The organism is Ruegeria sp. CJ9 (assembly GCF_056536625.1).
On the sequence record NZ_JBQFPY010000005.1, the window covers coordinates 230843 to 247174 of the forward strand.

Here is a 16332-nt window from a genome sequence, read left to right on the forward strand (position 1 = left end):
GAGTCGATATGGAGGCCAAAATGCCCAATTCTCTCTGGTTCAATCCCGGCCTTTGCCTGATCGGCGGCGATTGGGTCGCGCCTGCGTCACAGCAGACGATTTCGATGATCAATCCATCTGACGGATCCGAGATCTGCCGGATTGCCCGCGCGAATGCCCCAGATATAGATGCCGCTGTGCAGGCCGCCCAAACGGCGTTGGATGGGGATTGGGGGCGAAAGACGGCGTTGGAGCGCGGCCGCCTCCTTACCCGACTTGGCCAACTGGTTTTGGAGCGCGTAGAGGACTTGGCGCAGCTTGAGGCGATGGATGTAGGAAAACCGCTGACACAGGCCCGTGCGGATGCCGTGGCGTTGGCGCGGTACTGCGAATTCTACGGCGGCGCGGCGGACAAGGTGATGGGCGAGACGATCCCCTATCTGGACGGATACACCGTGTACACGCTGCGCGAACCGCACGGAGTGACCGGGCATATAGTGCCGTGGAACTACCCGATGCAGATCATTGGCCGCTCTGTCGGGGCAGCTTTGGCGATGGGCAACGCCTGCGTGCTGAAGCCAGCGGAAGAGGCTTGTTTGACCGCGCTTGCCTTTGCCCATCTGGCGCAACAGGCGGGCCTACCTGCCGGAGCGCTGAACGTGGTGCCGGGGTTAGGGGCCGAGGCCGGGGCGGCATTGTCAGCGCATCCAGGCGTGCAGCATATCTCATTCACAGGGTCAGTTGCCACCGGCGCGCTGGTGCAACAGGCGGCGGGGCGCAACGTGGTGCCGGTGACGCTGGAACTGGGCGGTAAATCGCCCCAGCTGGTATTTGACGATGCCGATCTGGATGCCGCACTGCCGTTTCTGGTGAACGCGGGTATTCAGAATGCCGGGCAGACCTGCTCGGCCTCGTCCCGTATTCTGGTGCAGCGTGGGGTGTATGAGCTGGTCAAAACCCGCATGGCAGCCGCCTATGCCGATCTGACTGTTGGTCCAGCACCCGAAGATTTGCGGGTCGGCCCCCTGATCTCGGCCCGTCAGAAACAGATCGTCGAGGGGTTTTTAGCCAAAGGCGCGGACCTAAACATCGCAGGACAAGGGCGTATCGTAGATCATGCACCCGGCGAGGGGGCATATGTGCAGCCAACCCTTTTTGCCGATGTCCCGTCAGATCACCTTCTGGCTCGGGATGAAATTTTTGGACCGGTGCAGGTTCTGATCCCCTTTGAAACCGAGGAGGAGGCGGTTCAGATCGCCAACGCCACCGAATACGGGTTGGTTGCCAGCATCTGGACCCGCGACGGTGCGCGGCAGATGCGGTTGGCGAAAGAGCTGCGTTCGGGACAGGTGTTCATCAACAATTATGGTGCGGGGGGCGGGGTAGAGTTGCCGTTTGGCGGTGTCGGCAAGTCCGGTCATGGCCGCGAAAAGGGGTTCGAGGCGCTGTTTGGGTTCTCGCAGGTGAAAACAGTAGCGGCTTACCATGGTTAGGGTCTAAACAATCACTTCGATCGACTGTTGTGCACCCACACCGAAGACGCGCTTATAGCGCTCGATCTCATCCTTTGGGCCCATCGCTTTTTCCGGGTTGTCGGACAGTTTCACGGTTGGTCGGCCATTGGCGGACACCGCCTTGCAGACCAGCGAGAACGGTGCCAGTGCGTCATTCGGGACAAGTCCACGGAAATCATTGGTCAGCAAGGTGCCCCAACCAAACGAGACCTTCGTGCGATGAGCGAACTGGCTGTGTAGTTCGTGGATCTTGTCCACGTCCAGCCCGTCCGAGAAGATAACCCGCTTTTGCAGCGGATCCTCACCGCGCGATTTCCACCAGTTGATGGCAATCTCGGCACCTGTCGCCGGATCTCCGCTGTCGACACGAATACCGGTCCATCCCGCCAGCCAATCCGGCGCATTGTCCAGAAAGCCCTGCGTGCCATAGGTGTCGGGCAGGATGATGCGCAGATTGCCGTCATGTTCCTCGTGCCAGTCGCTGAGGACGTCATAGGGGGCCTGCGCCAGTTCGGTGTCGGATTCCGCCAGCGCGGAATAGACCATGGGCAGTTCATGGGCATTGGTGCCGATCGCCTCAACCTCGCGTCGCATCGCGATCAGGCAGTTCGAGGTGCCGGTAAACGCGGGCCCCAGCCCTTCGATCATCGCCTGCACGCACCAGTCCTGCCACAGGAAGGAATGCCGCCGACGGGTGCCGAAATCAGCAATGCCCAGCCCATCGATGCTGCGCAATTGATCGATTTTTTCCCAAACGCGGGTCATGGCACGGGCATAAAGCACCTGCAGTTCGAACCGGCGCATATTGTTCAGAACGGCCCGGGATCGCAGCTCCATCAGCACCGCAAGCGCCGGGATTTCCCACAGCATGACCTCGTGCCATTTGCCCTCGAAGGTCAGTTCGTACTGATCGCCTTTGCGCTCAAGGTGGTAGGGCGGCAGGCGCAGATTCTCGAACCACTCCATGAAATCCGAGCGGAACATTTGCCGTTTCCCATAGAACATATTGCCGCGCAGCCAGGTGCTTTCACCCCGGCTGAGGCTCAGCGACCGGATGTGATCCAGCTGTTCGCGCAGTTCGCCTTCGTCGATCAGATTGGCCAGAGGAATGTGATTCGACCGGTTGATCAGCGAAAAAACCACATCCGTTTGGGGCTTATTTCGAAACACTGACTGGCACATCAGCAGTTTGTAGAAGTCTGTGTCGATTAAAGACCGTACAATCGGGTCAATCTTCCATTTATGATTGTACACGCGCGTCGCAATATCGACCATGCTGGAACTCCTGCGATTTCCGTTGTTAGATCAATAGGTGCATGGATTGGCAAGAGTCGCTAGATTGAAGACAATGACAAGGTGAGGTCACAAATCGAGCATATTGTGTGATCTTTTCATTGGTTAGTGAAAAGAAGGGGTTGGAAGAACAAGGTTTAGTTGGTGAATGGGTCTCGAGTACGACTTTGATATTGTAGCGATTGCGCCTGATGAAGTGGATCCGGAACATGGCATGGCTGCCGTGACGGGCCACCGCGCCGTTCGCGCGACCTTTCGCAATACTCAGACTGTTGAGGCCTTGCACAGTGCATCCCCCAAGATTCGTCGTATTTTTCTGGAATCGGGCTTCAGCCTGGAATCCAAGGGTGGCAGCCTTCCACATGGTTATTTCCTATCCGAAGATGCACCGGATCGTGAACGCATCCTGAAACGGCTGTTTTCGAATATCCGCAATATGGGTGTTCAGGGGGAATATTGTGGTGATTTCGACTTTTGGCATTTCCTGGACGACGTAAAGCGGGCACGCCCCCGGGCAAATGCCACGCGCGAGTTGCAGGAATTGACGCCAAGCCCTCAAGCGCCTGATGTGGTCAAACCAAAACGACGCTCGGTTCAGGGGCGTATCGGGTTTGCGCTTGGTCTGGCCGTGGTTGTGATTGTCGTGCTGAGATACCTGGCGTCCGAGGGGTCTGCCCCCTAGGCCAGGATAACGCCGGCTTCCCGCATTGCGGTTTCAGCAGCGGCCAGTGATCCATCCATATCGATAGCTCGGCACGCATCCATTCGGACCGTGACGTCAAAACCCAGACGTGCTGCGTCGATTGCGGAATAGTACACACAAAAATCAGTGGCCAAGCCGACGAGCGTCAGTTTCGTGATTCCGCGCGACTTAAGATACCCCTCCAACCCTGTTGGTGTTTTCTGGTCATTTTCGAAAAACGCCGAGTAGCTGTCGATACCGCTACGAAAGCCCTTGCGAAGGACAAGATCGGCATGGGTGTTCAGATCCGGATGGAAATTGGCGCCCTCGGTTCCCTGAACGCAGTGATCCGGCCAAAGTACCTGCGGGCCGTAGTGCATTTCCGTCATGTCAAACGGGTTCTTGTGGTCATGCGACCCGGCGAAGGACGAATGACCCGCCGGATGCCAGTCCTGCGTCAGGATCACGGCATCGAATTCGTCCATCATGGCGTTGATCGGGGCCACGATCTCATCCCCTCCGGGTACGGCCAGCGCGCCGCCGGGGCAGAAATCGTTCTGGACGTCGATCACAAGCAGGGCGTGGGTCATCGCGGTTTCTCCTCAGGTTGCTCTATCGGTAGGGCGCGCAGGCCCAATCGTCAATCTGGCTGCGAAGCGTCAATTCGATCCCTTGCGACTCTGTTGCGTCAGGTTTAGACCGCGCGCATGTATACCATCGCTGCTCTCTATCACTTCACCCGTTTCCCGGATCACGCTGCCCTGCGCGAGCCTTTGTTGGACCTGTGCCGTACGCAATCTGTCAAAGGCACATTGCTGCTGGCGCAAGAGGGGATCAATGGCACCATTGCCGGCCCCCGCGCTGGGATCGATGCGGTGCTGGCGCATATCAAAGCGCTGCCCGGCTGTGCCGATCTGGACTGGAAAGAGGCCACCGCCGATCACCCGCCTTTTGGCAAGATGAAGGTGCGCTTGAAAAAAGAGATCGTGACCATGGGGCAGCCGGATATCGATCCGCGCGCCCGTGTCGGCAACTATGTCGAGCCTGAGGATTGGAACGATCTGATCCGCTCGGACGACGTGGTGGTGATCGACACCCGCAACGATTATGAGGTGGCGATTGGCACGTTTGAGGGCGCAATAGACCCTGAAACGGCCAGTTTCCGTGAGTTCCCGGCTTGGTGGGAAGAGAACAAAGAGCGGTTCCACAACAAGCGCGTCGCCATGTTCTGCACCGGTGGTATTCGCTGTGAGAAATCCACCAACTTCCTGCTGGGGCAGGGGGTTGAGGATGTGTATCACCTGAAGGGCGGCATCCTGCGCTATCTTGAGGAAATGCCAGCTGATGACAGCACCTGGCAGGGCGAGTGCTTTGTGTTCGACAACCGTGTGTCCGTTGGGCACGGGCTGGTCGAGGGGCCGCATAACCTGTGCCACGGTTGCCGCCGTCCGATTCTGCCCGAGGATATGAAGCGCCCTGAATACGAACATGGCGTGTCCTGCCATCGGTGTGTTGACGAAACCTCTGAAGCCGACAAAATGCGGTTCCGTGAGCGGCAGAAGCAGATCGGTCTGGCGCGTCAGCGCGGGCAAGAGCATCTGGGCGCCGACTAACTCTCTGATAAATAAGGTTGCAGGCGCGGGTCGGAATGTCGATCATTGAACCTGCATCACCGTATCGGAGGTTTAATGCACCGCGACCCGACAACTCTGGATGAGTGGAAATCGACCTTGGTCGCGGCCTTGGGTCTGGTGGTCGTCAGCTTTGTTGCCTGGTATGGCCTGTCGCGGCTGAGCGAGACCACTGCTGGCGACAAAATAGGGACTGCAACAACCGTAGGGTTGACGATCTGGCTGGTGTCGCAGACCTGGTACTACATGACCCAGGTGAAATCCCCAAAGCGCCAGCTGTTGCTTATGGGGATCTCCTTTATTCAGGTCGTGCCTTTCTTGTTCGCAGCCGTTTACGGCTCGTTCGGGTATAACGATCTGTGTGTGGTCGGGGCCAAAGGGCCGTCAGACGTTTTGTATTTCTCATATGTCACATTCACGACGGTTGGGTTCGGAGACCTGCATCCCGCAGGCCTGTGCCGCGGGCTGGCCGTGGCTGAGGCGATCACTGGGTATATCCTGCTGGGCCTGTTCGTAGCGGCGGCCGTGGGCATTTACGCGCGCGGACACAGCCAGAATTGAACGGTCACTTGTTGTGGTCGATCCACTGGGACATTGCGTATTTGTCGCGAAAACACTCAGACGGGATTGGCCTGCGTTTGCTGCGCGAAATCCGTTCGGCAAAGGCGACCTGCTTGCCTGTGGGATAATTGGCAAAAGGTGACGGATCGTGTGGTTTATGTGCCGAAATCCAGGCTGACATTGATCGGCGGTCGCGTTGTGCTTCGACCGGGATTTCCAGCGCCGACTGTTCCGCAATAGCGCGGGCAAAGCGCATCTGCCGGTCCGTGACGGGCAGCAGGTGATAGTCGTTTGTCGGGCCGCTTGGGGCGGAATTTCGCAAGTTCTGGGTCATCGGATATTCCCCTGACTATGTAGAACATAAATGGAACATTAACTTCTAATTTCAAGAGAGGGGGCTGCGACTCGGCGGGATGTTGCCTGTCACGGCTTTTATTGACTGACCAATCAATAAAAGCTAAATCCGCGGATAACGCTCTTTGCCCGACGCGGGTGCAATCAAGAAAAGGACGCGGCATGAAGTTTCAGCCCAAGGCCAGCCATTTCATCAACGGTGAATATGTCGAAGACACCAATGGCGCCCCCATCGACGTCATCTACCCGGCCACTGGCGAGGTCATCGCGCGGCTGCATTCCGCCACGCCAGAGATTGTAAATCAGGCTCTAAACAGCGCCAACGCGGCGCAAGCGGAATGGGCCGCGATGTCCGGAACTGAACGTGGCCGGGTTCTGCGCCGCGCCGCCGATATCATGCGTGAGCGTAATCGTGAGCTGTCGATCCTCGAAACCCACGACACCGGAAAACCGCTGCAAGAGACCTTGGTGGCCGATGCAACCAGTGGCGCCGATGCGCTGGAATATTTCGGTGGGCTGACGGCGTCGCTGACGGGTGAGCATATCCCGCTGGGCGGTGGCGATTTCGTCTACACCATCCGCGAGGCGCTGGGTGTCTGCGTCGGAATCGGTGCGTGGAACTATCCGACCCAGATCGCTTGCTGGAAGGGTGCCCCTGCGCTGGCCTGCGGCAACACGATGGTGTTCAAACCCTCTGAGACCACGCCCCTGTCGGCCTTGAAGGTGGCCGAGATTCTGATCGAAGCCGGCGCGCCCAAAGGCGTCTACAACGTGGTGCAGGGCTATGGCGATGTAGGTGCGTCACTGGTGACCGACCCGCGCGTGGCCAAGGTATCGCTGACCGGGTCTGTTCCGACGGGCCGCAAGGTCTATTCCGCCGCGGCGGATGGCATGAAACACGTGACCATGGAATTGGGTGGCAAGTCCCCAATGATCGTGTTCGATGACGCCGATATCGAAAACGCCGTGTCGGGTGCGATTTTGGGCAATTTCTATTCCTCGGGTCAGGTCTGTTCCAACGGCACCCGCGTGTTCGTGCAGAATGGCATCAAAGAGACCTTCCTGAACCGTCTGTCCAAGCGTCTGGCAACGGCGAAAATCGGCGATCCGCTGGATGAAGAGGTCAATTTCGGCCCCATGGTCAGCGAAAACCAGATGAATATCGCGCTGGGTTATGTCGAAAAGGGTAAGGCCGAAGGCGCACGGCTGGTCTTTGGCGGTGAGCGCATCGAATGTGACGGGTTCTATATGCAGCCTACTGTTTTTGCCGATGTCACCGATGATATGACCATCGCGCGCGAAGAAATCTTTGGCCCCGTCATGTCGGTGCTGGATTTCGACACCGAGGAAGAGGTACTGGCCCGCGCCAACGACACAGAATTCGGCTTGGCCGCCGGTGTGTTCACCAACGACCTGACCCGCGCCCACCGCATTGTGGCCGGGTTCGAGGCGGGCACCTGTTATATCAACACCTACAACCTTGCTCCGGTCGAGGCACCGTTTGGAGGGTCGAAAATGTCGGGTGTCGGACGTGAGAATTCGAAACTGGCGATCAACCATTTCAGCGAGATGAAGACGGTTTATGTCTCAATGAACGATGTCGAGGCACCGTATTAACTCATCTCTGCGTGAAAATTATTCATACCAAGAATACTCTGTTCCCGACATTTCGCGTCGGGAACAGAGCATAAGCCACCTTTGACCTGTGGCTGACTTTCCTGACAGGGTGCGGTTCATGCGCCCGCCAGCAGGAGGTCACACCCATGAAAACCCACGCCCAGGCCGTTGTGATCGGAGGAGGTCTTGTCGGCTGCTCGATCCTTTATCATCTGGCCAAGCTCGGCTGGACCGACGCGGTGTTGCTGGAGCGGGATGAGCTGACCTCGGGTTCGACCTGGCATGCGGCGGCAAATATTCATGGGCTGCACGACAACAACAACATCACCCGCATCCAGCATTATACGATGAACCTGTATAAAGAGCTGGAAAAGGAAACCGGACAGGGCTGCGGCGTGTTCCAGTCGGGCTCGCTGTATCTGGCGCAGACCGAGGACCGCGAACACCAGCTGCGACTGCAAGAGGCCAAGGCAAAATTCTACGGCCTGAACTTCTATGAGATCAGCCGCGAACAGGCGATGGAACTGCATCCGCTGGCGCAGTTCGACGATATCCGTTGTATCATGTTCGAACCCGATGGCGGCAACGTCGATCCGTCGGGTGTGACCCACGCCTACGCCGCCGGAGCGCGCGCCATGGGGGCAACGATTGAGCGGTTTTGCCCTGTGATAGGGACTGAACAGAAACCTGATGGCTCGTGGATCGTGCGCACCGAAAAGGGTGATATCCACACGCAATGGGTGGTCAATGCCGGGGGTCTGTGGGGGCGAGAAGTCGCGGCTCTGGCCGGGATCGAACTGCCGCTGCAACCGACCGAGCACCAGTATTTCGTGACCGAGGCGATTGACGAGGTTGCGGAACTGGGCCGTCGCCTGCCCTCGATCGCCGATCGAGATGGTGAGTATTATTTCCGTCAGGAAGGAAACGGCCTGCTGATCGGAGCCTATGAGAAAGACATGCGGTTCTGGGCCGAAAACGGCACGCCGCTGGACTTCGCCCATGACCTGTTCCCCGACGATCTGGACCGGATCATGGAAAACGTGATCCGCGCTACCGAACGTGTGCCGGTGGCGGCAACAGCCGGGGTCAAACGGGTGATCAACGGCCCGATGATCTGGTCGCCGGACAGCAACGCGATCTGGGGGCCGGTGCCAGAACTGAAGAACTATTTCTGCTGTACCGGTATCATCCCCGGCTTCTCGCAGTCCGGTGGCCTCGGGCTGTTGGCGGCGCAATGGATGGTCGAGGGTGAACCGCAATATGACATGTTCGCCTGGGATCTGGCGCGGTTTGGCGATTGGGCCGATAAGAAATTCACCAAGGCGCGGGTCGAAGATGTCTATACCCATCGATTTGCCATCCATTTCCCGAACGAAGAACGCAGCGCTGGCCGTCCCGCCCGTGTGCGCCCCGCTTACGAGATGCAGAAAGATATGGGCTGCGTCTTTGGACTGAACTGTGGTTGGGAACACCCGCTTTGGTTCGCAGATCACCCCGGGGCGACTGAAACCAACGGCTTCACTCGCCAGAATTGGTGGGAGCCAGTTGGCCGCGAAGTGCAGATGCTGCGCGATCATGCGGGCGTCATCGATATCTCGAACTTTGCCAATTACGTGGTCAAAGGGCCGGGCGCGTATGACTGGCTGGATCGTCTGGTGGCCAATCGGGTGCCGACTGCAGTGGGACGGTCCTGCCTGACGCCACTGATCTCGGTTCGCGGTGGCGTGGCCGGTGATTTCACCATCACCAAAGTGGCCGAGGATGAGTATATGATGATCGGCTCTGGCATGGCGGAACGGTATCATCAGCGTTTTTTCAACATGGTCGATCTGCCCGAAGGCACCACGTTCGAGGTTGCCACCAATCGGATTGCGGGCTTCAACGTAGCGGGACCAAAATCGCGCGATCTGCTTCAACGGCTGACCAACGCGGACCTTTCGAACGAGGCGTTCCGCTTTATGCGGTCCCAGACCATCGAAGTGGCCGGGGTGACCTGTCTGGCCATCCGCGTTTCGTTCACCGGTGATCTGGGGTGGGAGCTACACTGCGCCGAATCCGATCAAATCAGGCTCTATTCCGCGCTTTTGAATGCGGCGAAAGAGCTGAACGGTGGCCCGGTTGGCGCTCGCGCGTTGGGATCGCTGCGTATTGAAAAGGGGTACGGCTCGTGGGGCCGGGAATATTCTCAGGAATACTGGCCGCAAGAGGTCGGGTTGGCCGGCCTGATAAAACTGGACAAGGATTTCCTGAACAAAGACGCCTATCAGTCCATCAAAGATAATTCTGCCCGCGAAATGCTTTCGATCTTTGAGGTTGATGCCGTTGACGCTGATGCCACCGGAGGTGAGCCGATATTCATGCCCGATGGTACGCCTGTGGGCCGGGTGACCTCGGGTGCCTATGGCTATTCGGTGGCCAAGTCCCTGGCCATTGGGTATGCCGACCCCAAGGTGGCCGGCCCCGGCGATGCGGTCGAAATCTACATTCTGGGCAAGCCGCACAGCGCCAGAATCCTCTCGGAACCGCCTTTCGATCCCAATGGTCACAAGTTGCGTGAAATTCAGCCGGTGGCCGAAGGCGTCTCATGACTGGAACCTTCGCCCGCGTTGCAGATTTTGCCCTGAACCGATCTGCCGATCAGATACCCGACAGCGCCAAGGAAGCGGCTGCGCTGATGATGCTGGATACGATGGGCATCCTGATCGCCTCTGGCCCGATGGAGGCCGGGGTGATCGCACGCGACACGGCGGCCCTGCTCTATGGCAGCTCTGATCCGGACTACAGCGCCCGGATGATGTTCGACGGGCGTCCGGTCAGCATGGCCGGGGCGGCTTATGCGGCGGCGACCCAGACGGATAACCTGGATGGGCATGACGGCTATAACCCGACTAAGGGGCATATTGGTGTCGTGGTTTTGCCCGCACTGATCGCCATGGCCGCCCATCGCCCGGATCTGACGGGCCCCGAAGCACTGGCGACGGTGATCACCGGCTATGAAATTGCCGGGCGCGCGGGGTTGTCGCTGCATGCCTCGGTCAGTGACTACCATACGTCAGGTGCATGGAACGCGTTGGGTGTGGTCGCGATGGCCGCCCGTCTGCGCGGTCATTCGCTGGATCAGATGCGGCAGGCGATGGGTATCGCCGAATATCACGGTCCCCGCAGTCAGATGATGCGCGAGATTGCCAACCCCACGATGCTGCATGACGGATCGGGTTGGGGTGCGCTTGTCGGAGTTTCAGCCGCTATTCTGGCCGAACGTGGCTTTACCGGTGCCCCCGCCATCACGATCGAGGCAGAAATCGCCGCGCCTCATTGGGCCGATCTAGGCCAGTTTTGGCAGGTCGAGCATCAATACGTGAAACCCTACCCAATCTGCCGTTGGGCCCATGCCGCAATCGACGGTGTCCGGGCGGTAATGCGGGACAATGACCTGTCTCATGCGCAAATCCGGTCTATTCAGATCAACTCATTCCATCAGGGTGCTTGCCTGTATGCCGGAATGCCCGGCACGACCTCTCAGGCACAGTATTCGTTGCCTTTCGCGGTGGCCGTGCAGGCGCTTTACGGTCGGATCGGGGTCGAGCATATTTCCGGTTCCGGTCTTTCTGACCCGGCAGTGGCCGCGCTGATACCCCGTATTCACGTGGCCGAGAGTGATCGTCACAATGCCCGCTTCCCCGAGGGGCGTTGGGCCGATGTCAGTGTCGAAACCACGGATGGGCAGATTTTCGACTCTGGAGATGTCCACGCCCGAGGCGGTCCTGAGGTCCCCATCAGCCGCGAAGAAGTGATCACCAAGTACTTGGAATTCGCAACGCCAGTCATCGGCCCGACCCGGGCTGCGGCAATTCGGGATGCAATTTTGGGATGGGTCGCGCCGGACTCTCGGATGTCTGACTTGTCTCCGTTGATATTTGATCCTTAGAAAATGTGTCGTTTACGTCGCGCGTGTCGACAAACATCAGGAAAGTGTCCGGGTTAGAGCCGTATTCACGGCTGACTCAATATGGCAAACAACTCCGCAATCCTGTTGCGGGTTTCCACGCTGTCCCTCAATAGGTTCTCCGCGTCGGCCAGGGGCGTTTCAGGAAGTCGGGCCGGTACGGCTGTTAGACCTTGGGATGTCTGGACGACCTGATCGAATTTGGTGTGATTTTCCAAATTCACTTGCTCTGGTAGATCGGCCAACCAGAACAAGCGGTTTGCTTCATCCTCACGACCTGAGTTGCGCATCAGATCACCCGCCGCCGCAAAATCCTCTGCTGCAATCAGGGCTTCAGTCCACAGCATAATCGCTGCGTCCGTCTGATCATCGGCCAGTTCCAGCATCGCTTGATGCGGACGCTGATCCAATAGCGCGGCTTTGGCCCGCAGACGGGCACGCTCACCCCGCCTCAGCCTGTCCTGAGGACGCTTTGCTAGTGCGTATGCATGTCGTGAAAACCCAAGCTTTGCCAGTCGGTCAGCAACGGCAATGGCTGTGTCGGTTGTCAGATTTTGGGAATGCTTATGTGACAAGATCAGGACGCGGCGCAAAAAGGTCGCATCATCAGCGCGTTCGGTCAGGATAAGCACTGCACGGTTCAGAGCGTCCGCGGATTCCGCATCCTCTGACAGCTCTGCCACCAAATCCAGAGAGGCATCGAATTCCTGACTCAGGCTTAGCGCGACCATATGGGTTTGTTTCATCAGGGGGCCGATGTCAGAACGGCGAAACTCAATCGTGTAGGATTCCGCCAGATCCAGTTCCTGAGGAGAGATTGCGCCACGTTCCAGCCAACGTTTGTCGACCAGTCGGGCCAGTGCCAACGGCGCCTCAAGCGTGGCGTCTGACGCTTCGATCGCTTCAGTCAGCAAGACTTCGGTCCGGGGAGCGTCACCTTCGGCCGCTGCAACCTTGGCCTTTGCCTGCGCGACATTTGCGCTGGTTTGCGTCTTGACGCGATCGACCGAGCGCAAGATCCGCCGGGCGGCTTCTAACTCGTCCCCGTCTACCAGAATGTCCGACAAGGCCGGGCCGACATGGCGCCGCAGATGGTCCGGTAAGCGGGCAAAAGACTGTTCGATAGCCGTTAGATTGGCGTCGCCTTGCAAGTTGCCTTCACTCATCGCCGCCCACAAAGCCACATCGCCCTCGCAACGCTGCAAGCCCTGGAACGGATTGTCTTCGATCAGCGGCCCATCATCCAGAACACGGGCAATGGCCGCGATGTGTTCGGTTTCCAAAGATCGCTCGTCCAGCAGGTCCAACGCCCGGATCGCTTCGGCGCCAAACCCGGAATGCGCGTACAGTTTTGCCAGTTTCAGCGCTCTCTCTTTGTCGATGGTATCGAATTCTTGGTACAGTTCTGATCGAAGCTGCGCGGCTTGTTCTGGAAACGGACGCTCGTTAGACCAACGGTCAAAAGCCAGCTCGGCGCTGGATACGCAGGGTGGGCGCCGTTCCACTTTTGGAACATCCGGACCCAAAAGCCCGTTCAAACCGTCCGAAATCGAAGTCACTTGAACATTCAATTCAACACCGGCTGGCAAAAATACGCTTTGATTCCCGTTGGATGCGCGTGGCCCCACCGGCGCAATGTTCAGATCAATGATTCCGCGGTCCGCCCCCTGCAGCAGCCGGGTCGAAAGCTGGTCTTCGAATCCGTTCGCGTTGAGGTTCAACAGCGGCAGGGCCAGTGCATCAATGGTCTGCTCCGGGCCTGTCGTTTTGATTTCTTTTGGGGATTTGGGCAGGACCGGGGCCGGAATATCACTGGTGAGCGGCGGCAGGAAGGTGCCGGGCGCGATATCAATCACAATCATCGTACTTTTGAAAAGAAAGGCCGAAGCGACACAATCGCAACCGAACTCCAGTTCCAGTGCACCGCCTGGTTCGGCCTGCGAAATCGCGGCAAGTCGGTTTTGCGTCAGGCGTTGGTAGACGGTGCCGGTTCGGTATGTCACATCCTTCAGCGCGACGTTCAGGCGTGCGCCGTTTTTTGTCTGTTTCAGAACCCAATCGGTGTCTTGAGGCACTTTAACCACCAATCTGGTATAACCTTCATGCTCACCCGAGCGCACCGTCAGATCTTGCGCTGCGGCTCCGCTGGCCCCGGAGATGAACGCCGAGAATAAGAATGCAAACCGGGTCATGCGGCTGCCTGTTTGAGTTCTTTCAACGCTTCTTCCAACTCGGTGAAATCAGGGCGGTTGTGGGTTGGGGTGTTCTGACGCCCAACCTCAATGCACATGGCGGCGTTGTGGTTGTGCAGATTGGCGACCAACACTTCTTTGATCAGCTGGTAGAAGTGGTTGTCTTCTTCGACGACAGCTTTCAGTTTGCCCGCGAAAGGTCCGACCAGACCATAAGCCAGAAACACCCCAAGAAAGGTCCCCACTAGGGCGCCGCCGATCAATTTACCCAGCACTTCGGGGGGCTGGTCAATCGAACCCATCGTCTTGATCACGCCAAGAACCGCCGCAACGATGCCCAAGGCGGGTAGGCCATCCGCAACCGTTTGCAAGGCGTGGCTGGAATGCATGGCATGGTGGAAGTTCGCCTCCATCCGCTTTTCAAGAACTTCTTCCACCTGATGGGGATCATCATAGTTCATCGAGGCGGCGCGCATCGTATCGCAGATCAGGTCAACGGCCTCTTTATCTGCCTGAATTTTCTGGTAAGCCGAGAACAGAGATGAATTTTCCGGGTCTTCGATATGTTGTTCCACCTCGACCGGGTTGGCCTTGGCAATACGGATCAGCGAGAACAGCAGGCACAGCAAGTCGCGGTAGTCCTCAGGTTTCCATTTTGGTCCTTTGAACACTTTGCCCATGTCTTTGAGGGTGTGTTTGACGGCGCTCATGTCATTGCTGATCAGGAAAGCGCCAACAGCGGCACCGCCGATCATCATCATCTCAAAAGGAAGCGATTTCAAAATGATGGTCATTTTGCCGCCCGCAGCCAGATAACCGCCGAACACCATGGCGAAAATGACGACAATTCCGATTATTCCGATCATGGGTGATCTCCAGCAAAATCCTGTGCGGGGTTAGAGTTTTATTCCTGTGGGGCGGCGGCGTTGCGGCCTGCCATTATGACGCTAATGGTATAGGCGGCTTCGGGGCGCAGCCCGGCCAGAACACCAGCAGCCGCATCGGGCGGCATGCGAGACAGGAATCCGGCGGCAAAGCTTGGGTCCATCGTCTCAAACAACGCTGCGGCGTCCTTGGGTTTCATGCTTTGATAGACATCCGTCAGGCGCGTCAGATCGGTCTCGGCAGCTTTTTCGGCAATGGCGAGCGTCGCGCGCAGCGCCTCTTCGGCCTCTTGCAGGGCAACCAGTCGCATCTCGATCGCCTGATCCGCAATGGCCAATGCCTTTTCCTTGTCAAGCGCTGCTGCCTCGCGCTTTTTCAGCGCTTCTTCCCGGCGCAGCAGTTCGGTCAGCAGGACCTTTGCGCCGGGCAGATCGGGCTGTGCGTGTTTGACTTTGGGGGCATAAGGTTCGGCAGTTTTTGCCAACGCTGGCCCTGCTTCCAGCCCAAGACGAATCGCGGCAGACCCGATCATCAGCAAAGAGATGACCGCCAGCACGCCACCTTTTGGGCGCCTATCGGCTTTCCGGCGGGTCATGATGCGGCCTCACCCTGAGAGCGATCGTGGCGGAAGAACATCAAGCCGCCCGGCCGCTTGGCCGGTTCTGGGGCGGTCGCGTCCTTTTTTGGCTTCTCGGGCGCTTCGATCGTTTCAGCGACTTTATCTAACTCAGCCACGGCGGATTCCGCCTGTTCCTCGGGTGCGGCGCTGATATCTTCTTCGGGGTCGGTCGACTGGTCGGGTTTGTCTTGCGATGGAACGACGTCGTGCATCGAAGCCATCATCAGCTCTAACCGCTGCGCCACCGATTCTGCCCGCTGCGTCAGCTCTTTCAATTCCGCACCGGACTGGTCCGAGGCTGCTCGTGCGGCACCCAGGGATTTCTTAAGCTCATCCGCCTGGGTCGACAGAACAGCAACCGCGCCGCCCACGCCTTTTTCCAGATCGGTGAAGCGTTTCAGCCGCCGGGACAGCACGAAACAATACAGACCCGCACCCAGCGCGCCGGCGACCAGCAAAATATCTGCAATCAGCTCCAATTTCGCCTCCTAGTTCAAAACGAATTCCATCACGAGAACGTCGCGCACGCGGCCTTCTCCGACGACGATTTCAATGCGGCGCAGCAGATGGCCGCGGATGCGCATCAGGGCCAGAGAATCTTCAAGGTCCGAGACTTCGACCGCGCGTAGATACCCGTTCAGGATGTCCATGATTCGGGGTTTCATCTTTTCGACATCGGCGGCGTATTCGCTGTTCACCTCAAGCTGAGCGTGAAATTTCAGATGCCGCGAATCGCCTGCGTTCACCGACACGATCACCGGCGGCAGATCGATGAATCCCACTTGCGGCAGGGCCTTTACAGCCTTGCCCTTATCCGTTTCCTTGACGTCTTCCATTGCGGGCTTGCCACCAAAAGGAAGCAACCCGGAGGTGGTCAGGAAATAGCCACCAGCCGCCCCGGCCACGGCCAGAATCACCCCTATGATCATCCCTTTTTTCCCAAATTTTTCTGGTACTTCTGCCTGTTCTGCAGCCGCGTCAGTCATGACGTCCTCATTTGTCCGTTCTGCAATCGTCATAACCCGGCAGGGACTAACCGATTGTTAAGGGCAATCGTTC

At 58.1% G+C, this 16332-nt stretch carries 15 protein-coding genes; 7 read left to right on the plus strand and 8 right to left on the minus strand.

Translation table 11 applies throughout. From position 1 onward, the window contains the following. Positions 1-20: 20 nt before the first annotated feature. Entirely contained in the window at positions 21-1472 is a 1452-nt protein-coding gene (locus ACR0AJ_RS12600) for an aldehyde dehydrogenase family protein (RefSeq protein ID WP_480740984.1), read from the plus strand. A gap of 3 nt (positions 1473-1475) precedes the next feature. On the opposite strand, the gene pncB is transcribed toward ACR0AJ_RS12600, so the two are convergent. Then, positions 1476-2768, minus strand: a complete 1293-nt coding sequence (gene pncB, locus ACR0AJ_RS12605) for a nicotinate phosphoribosyltransferase (protein ID WP_170396637.1) — start codon at positions 2766-2768, stop codon at positions 1476-1478. Between the two features lie 166 nt (positions 2769-2934). On the opposite strand from pncB, the gene ACR0AJ_RS12610 reads away from it, so the two are divergent. Then, positions 2935-3468 carry a hypothetical protein gene (locus tag ACR0AJ_RS12610; RefSeq protein WP_480740986.1) on the plus strand — a complete coding sequence of 178 codons (534 nt, stop codon included), beginning with the start codon at positions 2935-2937 and terminating at the stop codon, positions 3466-3468. Here the strand turns inward: ACR0AJ_RS12610 and pncA are convergent. Continuing rightward, positions 3465-4058, minus strand: coding sequence for a bifunctional nicotinamidase/pyrazinamidase (gene pncA / locus ACR0AJ_RS12615; RefSeq protein WP_480740988.1), 594 nt, complete (start codon positions 4056-4058; stop codon positions 3465-3467). The two genes, ACR0AJ_RS12610 and pncA, sit on opposite strands and share 4 nt — an antisense overlap. A 117-nt stretch (positions 4059-4175) precedes the next feature. Between pncA and trhO the strand changes: the two genes are divergently transcribed. Then, positions 4176-5081 (plus strand): oxygen-dependent tRNA uridine(34) hydroxylase TrhO, encoded by a 906-nt coding sequence (trhO, locus tag ACR0AJ_RS12620; protein ID WP_480688752.1) that lies wholly within the window; start codon positions 4176-4178, stop codon positions 5079-5081. 75 nt (positions 5082-5156) lie between these two features. Next, positions 5157-5660, plus strand: a complete 504-nt coding sequence (locus ACR0AJ_RS12625) for a potassium channel family protein (RefSeq protein WP_170349735.1) — start codon at positions 5157-5159, stop codon at positions 5658-5660. Between the two features lie 4 nt (positions 5661-5664). Here ACR0AJ_RS12625 and ACR0AJ_RS12630 read toward each other — a convergent pair whose 3' ends face one another. After that, positions 5665-5994: a hypothetical protein gene (locus tag ACR0AJ_RS12630; protein WP_170360821.1), complete on the minus strand. Its 330-nt coding sequence runs from the start codon at positions 5992-5994 to the stop codon at positions 5665-5667. 182 nt (positions 5995-6176) lie between these two features. Here ACR0AJ_RS12630 and betB point away from each other — a divergent pair, with 182 nt between their 5' ends. From betB to ACR0AJ_RS12645, 3 genes are all read left to right on the plus strand, one after another. Further along, positions 6177-7631: a betaine-aldehyde dehydrogenase gene (gene betB / locus ACR0AJ_RS12635; RefSeq protein WP_480740989.1), complete on the plus strand. Its 1455-nt coding sequence runs from the start codon at positions 6177-6179 to the stop codon at positions 7629-7631. Positions 7632-7777: 146 nt separating this feature from the next. Continuing rightward, a complete protein-coding gene (locus tag ACR0AJ_RS12640; protein WP_480740991.1) occupies positions 7778-10219 on the plus strand; it encodes a GcvT family protein in 2442 nt (813 codons plus the stop codon). Then, positions 10216-11559, plus strand: a complete 1344-nt coding sequence (locus ACR0AJ_RS12645; RefSeq protein WP_480740993.1) for an MmgE/PrpD family protein — start codon at positions 10216-10218, stop codon at positions 11557-11559. Before ACR0AJ_RS12640 ends, ACR0AJ_RS12645 begins: the two co-directional genes overlap by 4 nt. Positions 11560-11624: 65 nt before the next feature. On the opposite strand, the gene ACR0AJ_RS12650 is transcribed toward ACR0AJ_RS12645, so the two are convergent. From ACR0AJ_RS12650 to ACR0AJ_RS12670, 5 genes are read right to left on the minus strand one after another with little or no spacing between them, the layout of a single operon-like run. Further along, positions 11625-13769, minus strand: coding sequence for a hypothetical protein (locus ACR0AJ_RS12650; RefSeq protein ID WP_480740995.1), 2145 nt, complete (start codon positions 13767-13769; stop codon positions 11625-11627). Then, positions 13766-14635, minus strand: coding sequence for a flagellar motor stator protein MotA (gene motA / locus ACR0AJ_RS12655; RefSeq protein ID WP_480740997.1), 870 nt, complete (start codon positions 14633-14635; stop codon positions 13766-13768). The genes ACR0AJ_RS12650 and motA overlap by 4 nt, the downstream gene beginning before the upstream one ends. A gap of 38 nt (positions 14636-14673) precedes the next feature. Next, positions 14674-15249, minus strand: coding sequence for a MotE family protein (locus ACR0AJ_RS12660; protein ID WP_480740999.1), 576 nt, complete (start codon positions 15247-15249; stop codon positions 14674-14676). Beyond that, complete coding sequence (locus ACR0AJ_RS12665; protein ID WP_480741000.1) at positions 15246-15752, minus strand: hypothetical protein; 507 nt, start codon at positions 15750-15752, stop codon at positions 15246-15248. Before ACR0AJ_RS12665 ends, ACR0AJ_RS12660 begins: the two co-directional genes overlap by 4 nt. A 9-nt stretch (positions 15753-15761) precedes the next feature. Further along, positions 15762-16259 (minus strand): flagellar basal body-associated FliL family protein, encoded by a 498-nt coding sequence (locus ACR0AJ_RS12670; RefSeq protein ID WP_480741001.1) that lies wholly within the window; start codon positions 16257-16259, stop codon positions 15762-15764. Between the last annotated feature and the right edge of the window lie 73 nt (positions 16260-16332).

Bases quoted from the DNA above. Each gene is read 5' to 3' on its own strand.
- pncA (WP_480740988.1), bottom strand. From the start codon at position 4,058: ATGACCCACGCCCTGCTTGTGATCGACGTCCAGAACGATTTCTGCCCC.
- ACR0AJ_RS12640 (WP_480740991.1), top strand. From the start codon at position 7,778: ATGAAAACCCACGCCCAGGCCGTTGTGATCGGAGGAGGTCTTGTCGGC.
- ACR0AJ_RS12625 (WP_170349735.1), top strand. From the start codon at position 5,157: ATGCACCGCGACCCGACAACTCTGGATGAGTGGAAATCGACCTTGGTC.
- ACR0AJ_RS12610 (WP_480740986.1), top strand. From the start codon at position 2,935: ATGGGTCTCGAGTACGACTTTGATATTGTAGCGATTGCGCCTGATGAA.
- ACR0AJ_RS12645 (WP_480740993.1), top strand. From the start codon at position 10,216: ATGACTGGAACCTTCGCCCGCGTTGCAGATTTTGCCCTGAACCGATCT.
- ACR0AJ_RS12600 (WP_480740984.1), top strand. From the start codon at position 21: ATGCCCAATTCTCTCTGGTTCAATCCCGGCCTTTGCCTGATCGGCGGC.
- ACR0AJ_RS12630 (WP_170360821.1), bottom strand. From the start codon at position 5,994: ATGACCCAGAACTTGCGAAATTCCGCCCCAAGCGGCCCGACAAACGAC.
- ACR0AJ_RS12650 (WP_480740995.1), bottom strand. From the start codon at position 13,769: ATGACCCGGTTTGCATTCTTATTCTCGGCGTTCATCTCCGGGGCCAGC.
- betB (WP_480740989.1), top strand. From the start codon at position 6,177: ATGAAGTTTCAGCCCAAGGCCAGCCATTTCATCAACGGTGAATATGTC.
- trhO (WP_480688752.1), top strand. From the start codon at position 4,176: ATGTATACCATCGCTGCTCTCTATCACTTCACCCGTTTCCCGGATCAC.
- ACR0AJ_RS12670 (WP_480741001.1), bottom strand. From the start codon at position 16,259: ATGACTGACGCGGCTGCAGAACAGGCAGAAGTACCAGAAAAATTTGGG.
- pncB (WP_170396637.1), bottom strand. From the start codon at position 2,768: ATGGTCGATATTGCGACGCGCGTGTACAATCATAAATGGAAGATTGAC.
- motA (WP_480740997.1), bottom strand. From the start codon at position 14,635: ATGATCGGAATAATCGGAATTGTCGTCATTTTCGCCATGGTGTTCGGC.
- ACR0AJ_RS12660 (WP_480740999.1), bottom strand. From the start codon at position 15,249: ATGACCCGCCGGAAAGCCGATAGGCGCCCAAAAGGTGGCGTGCTGGCG.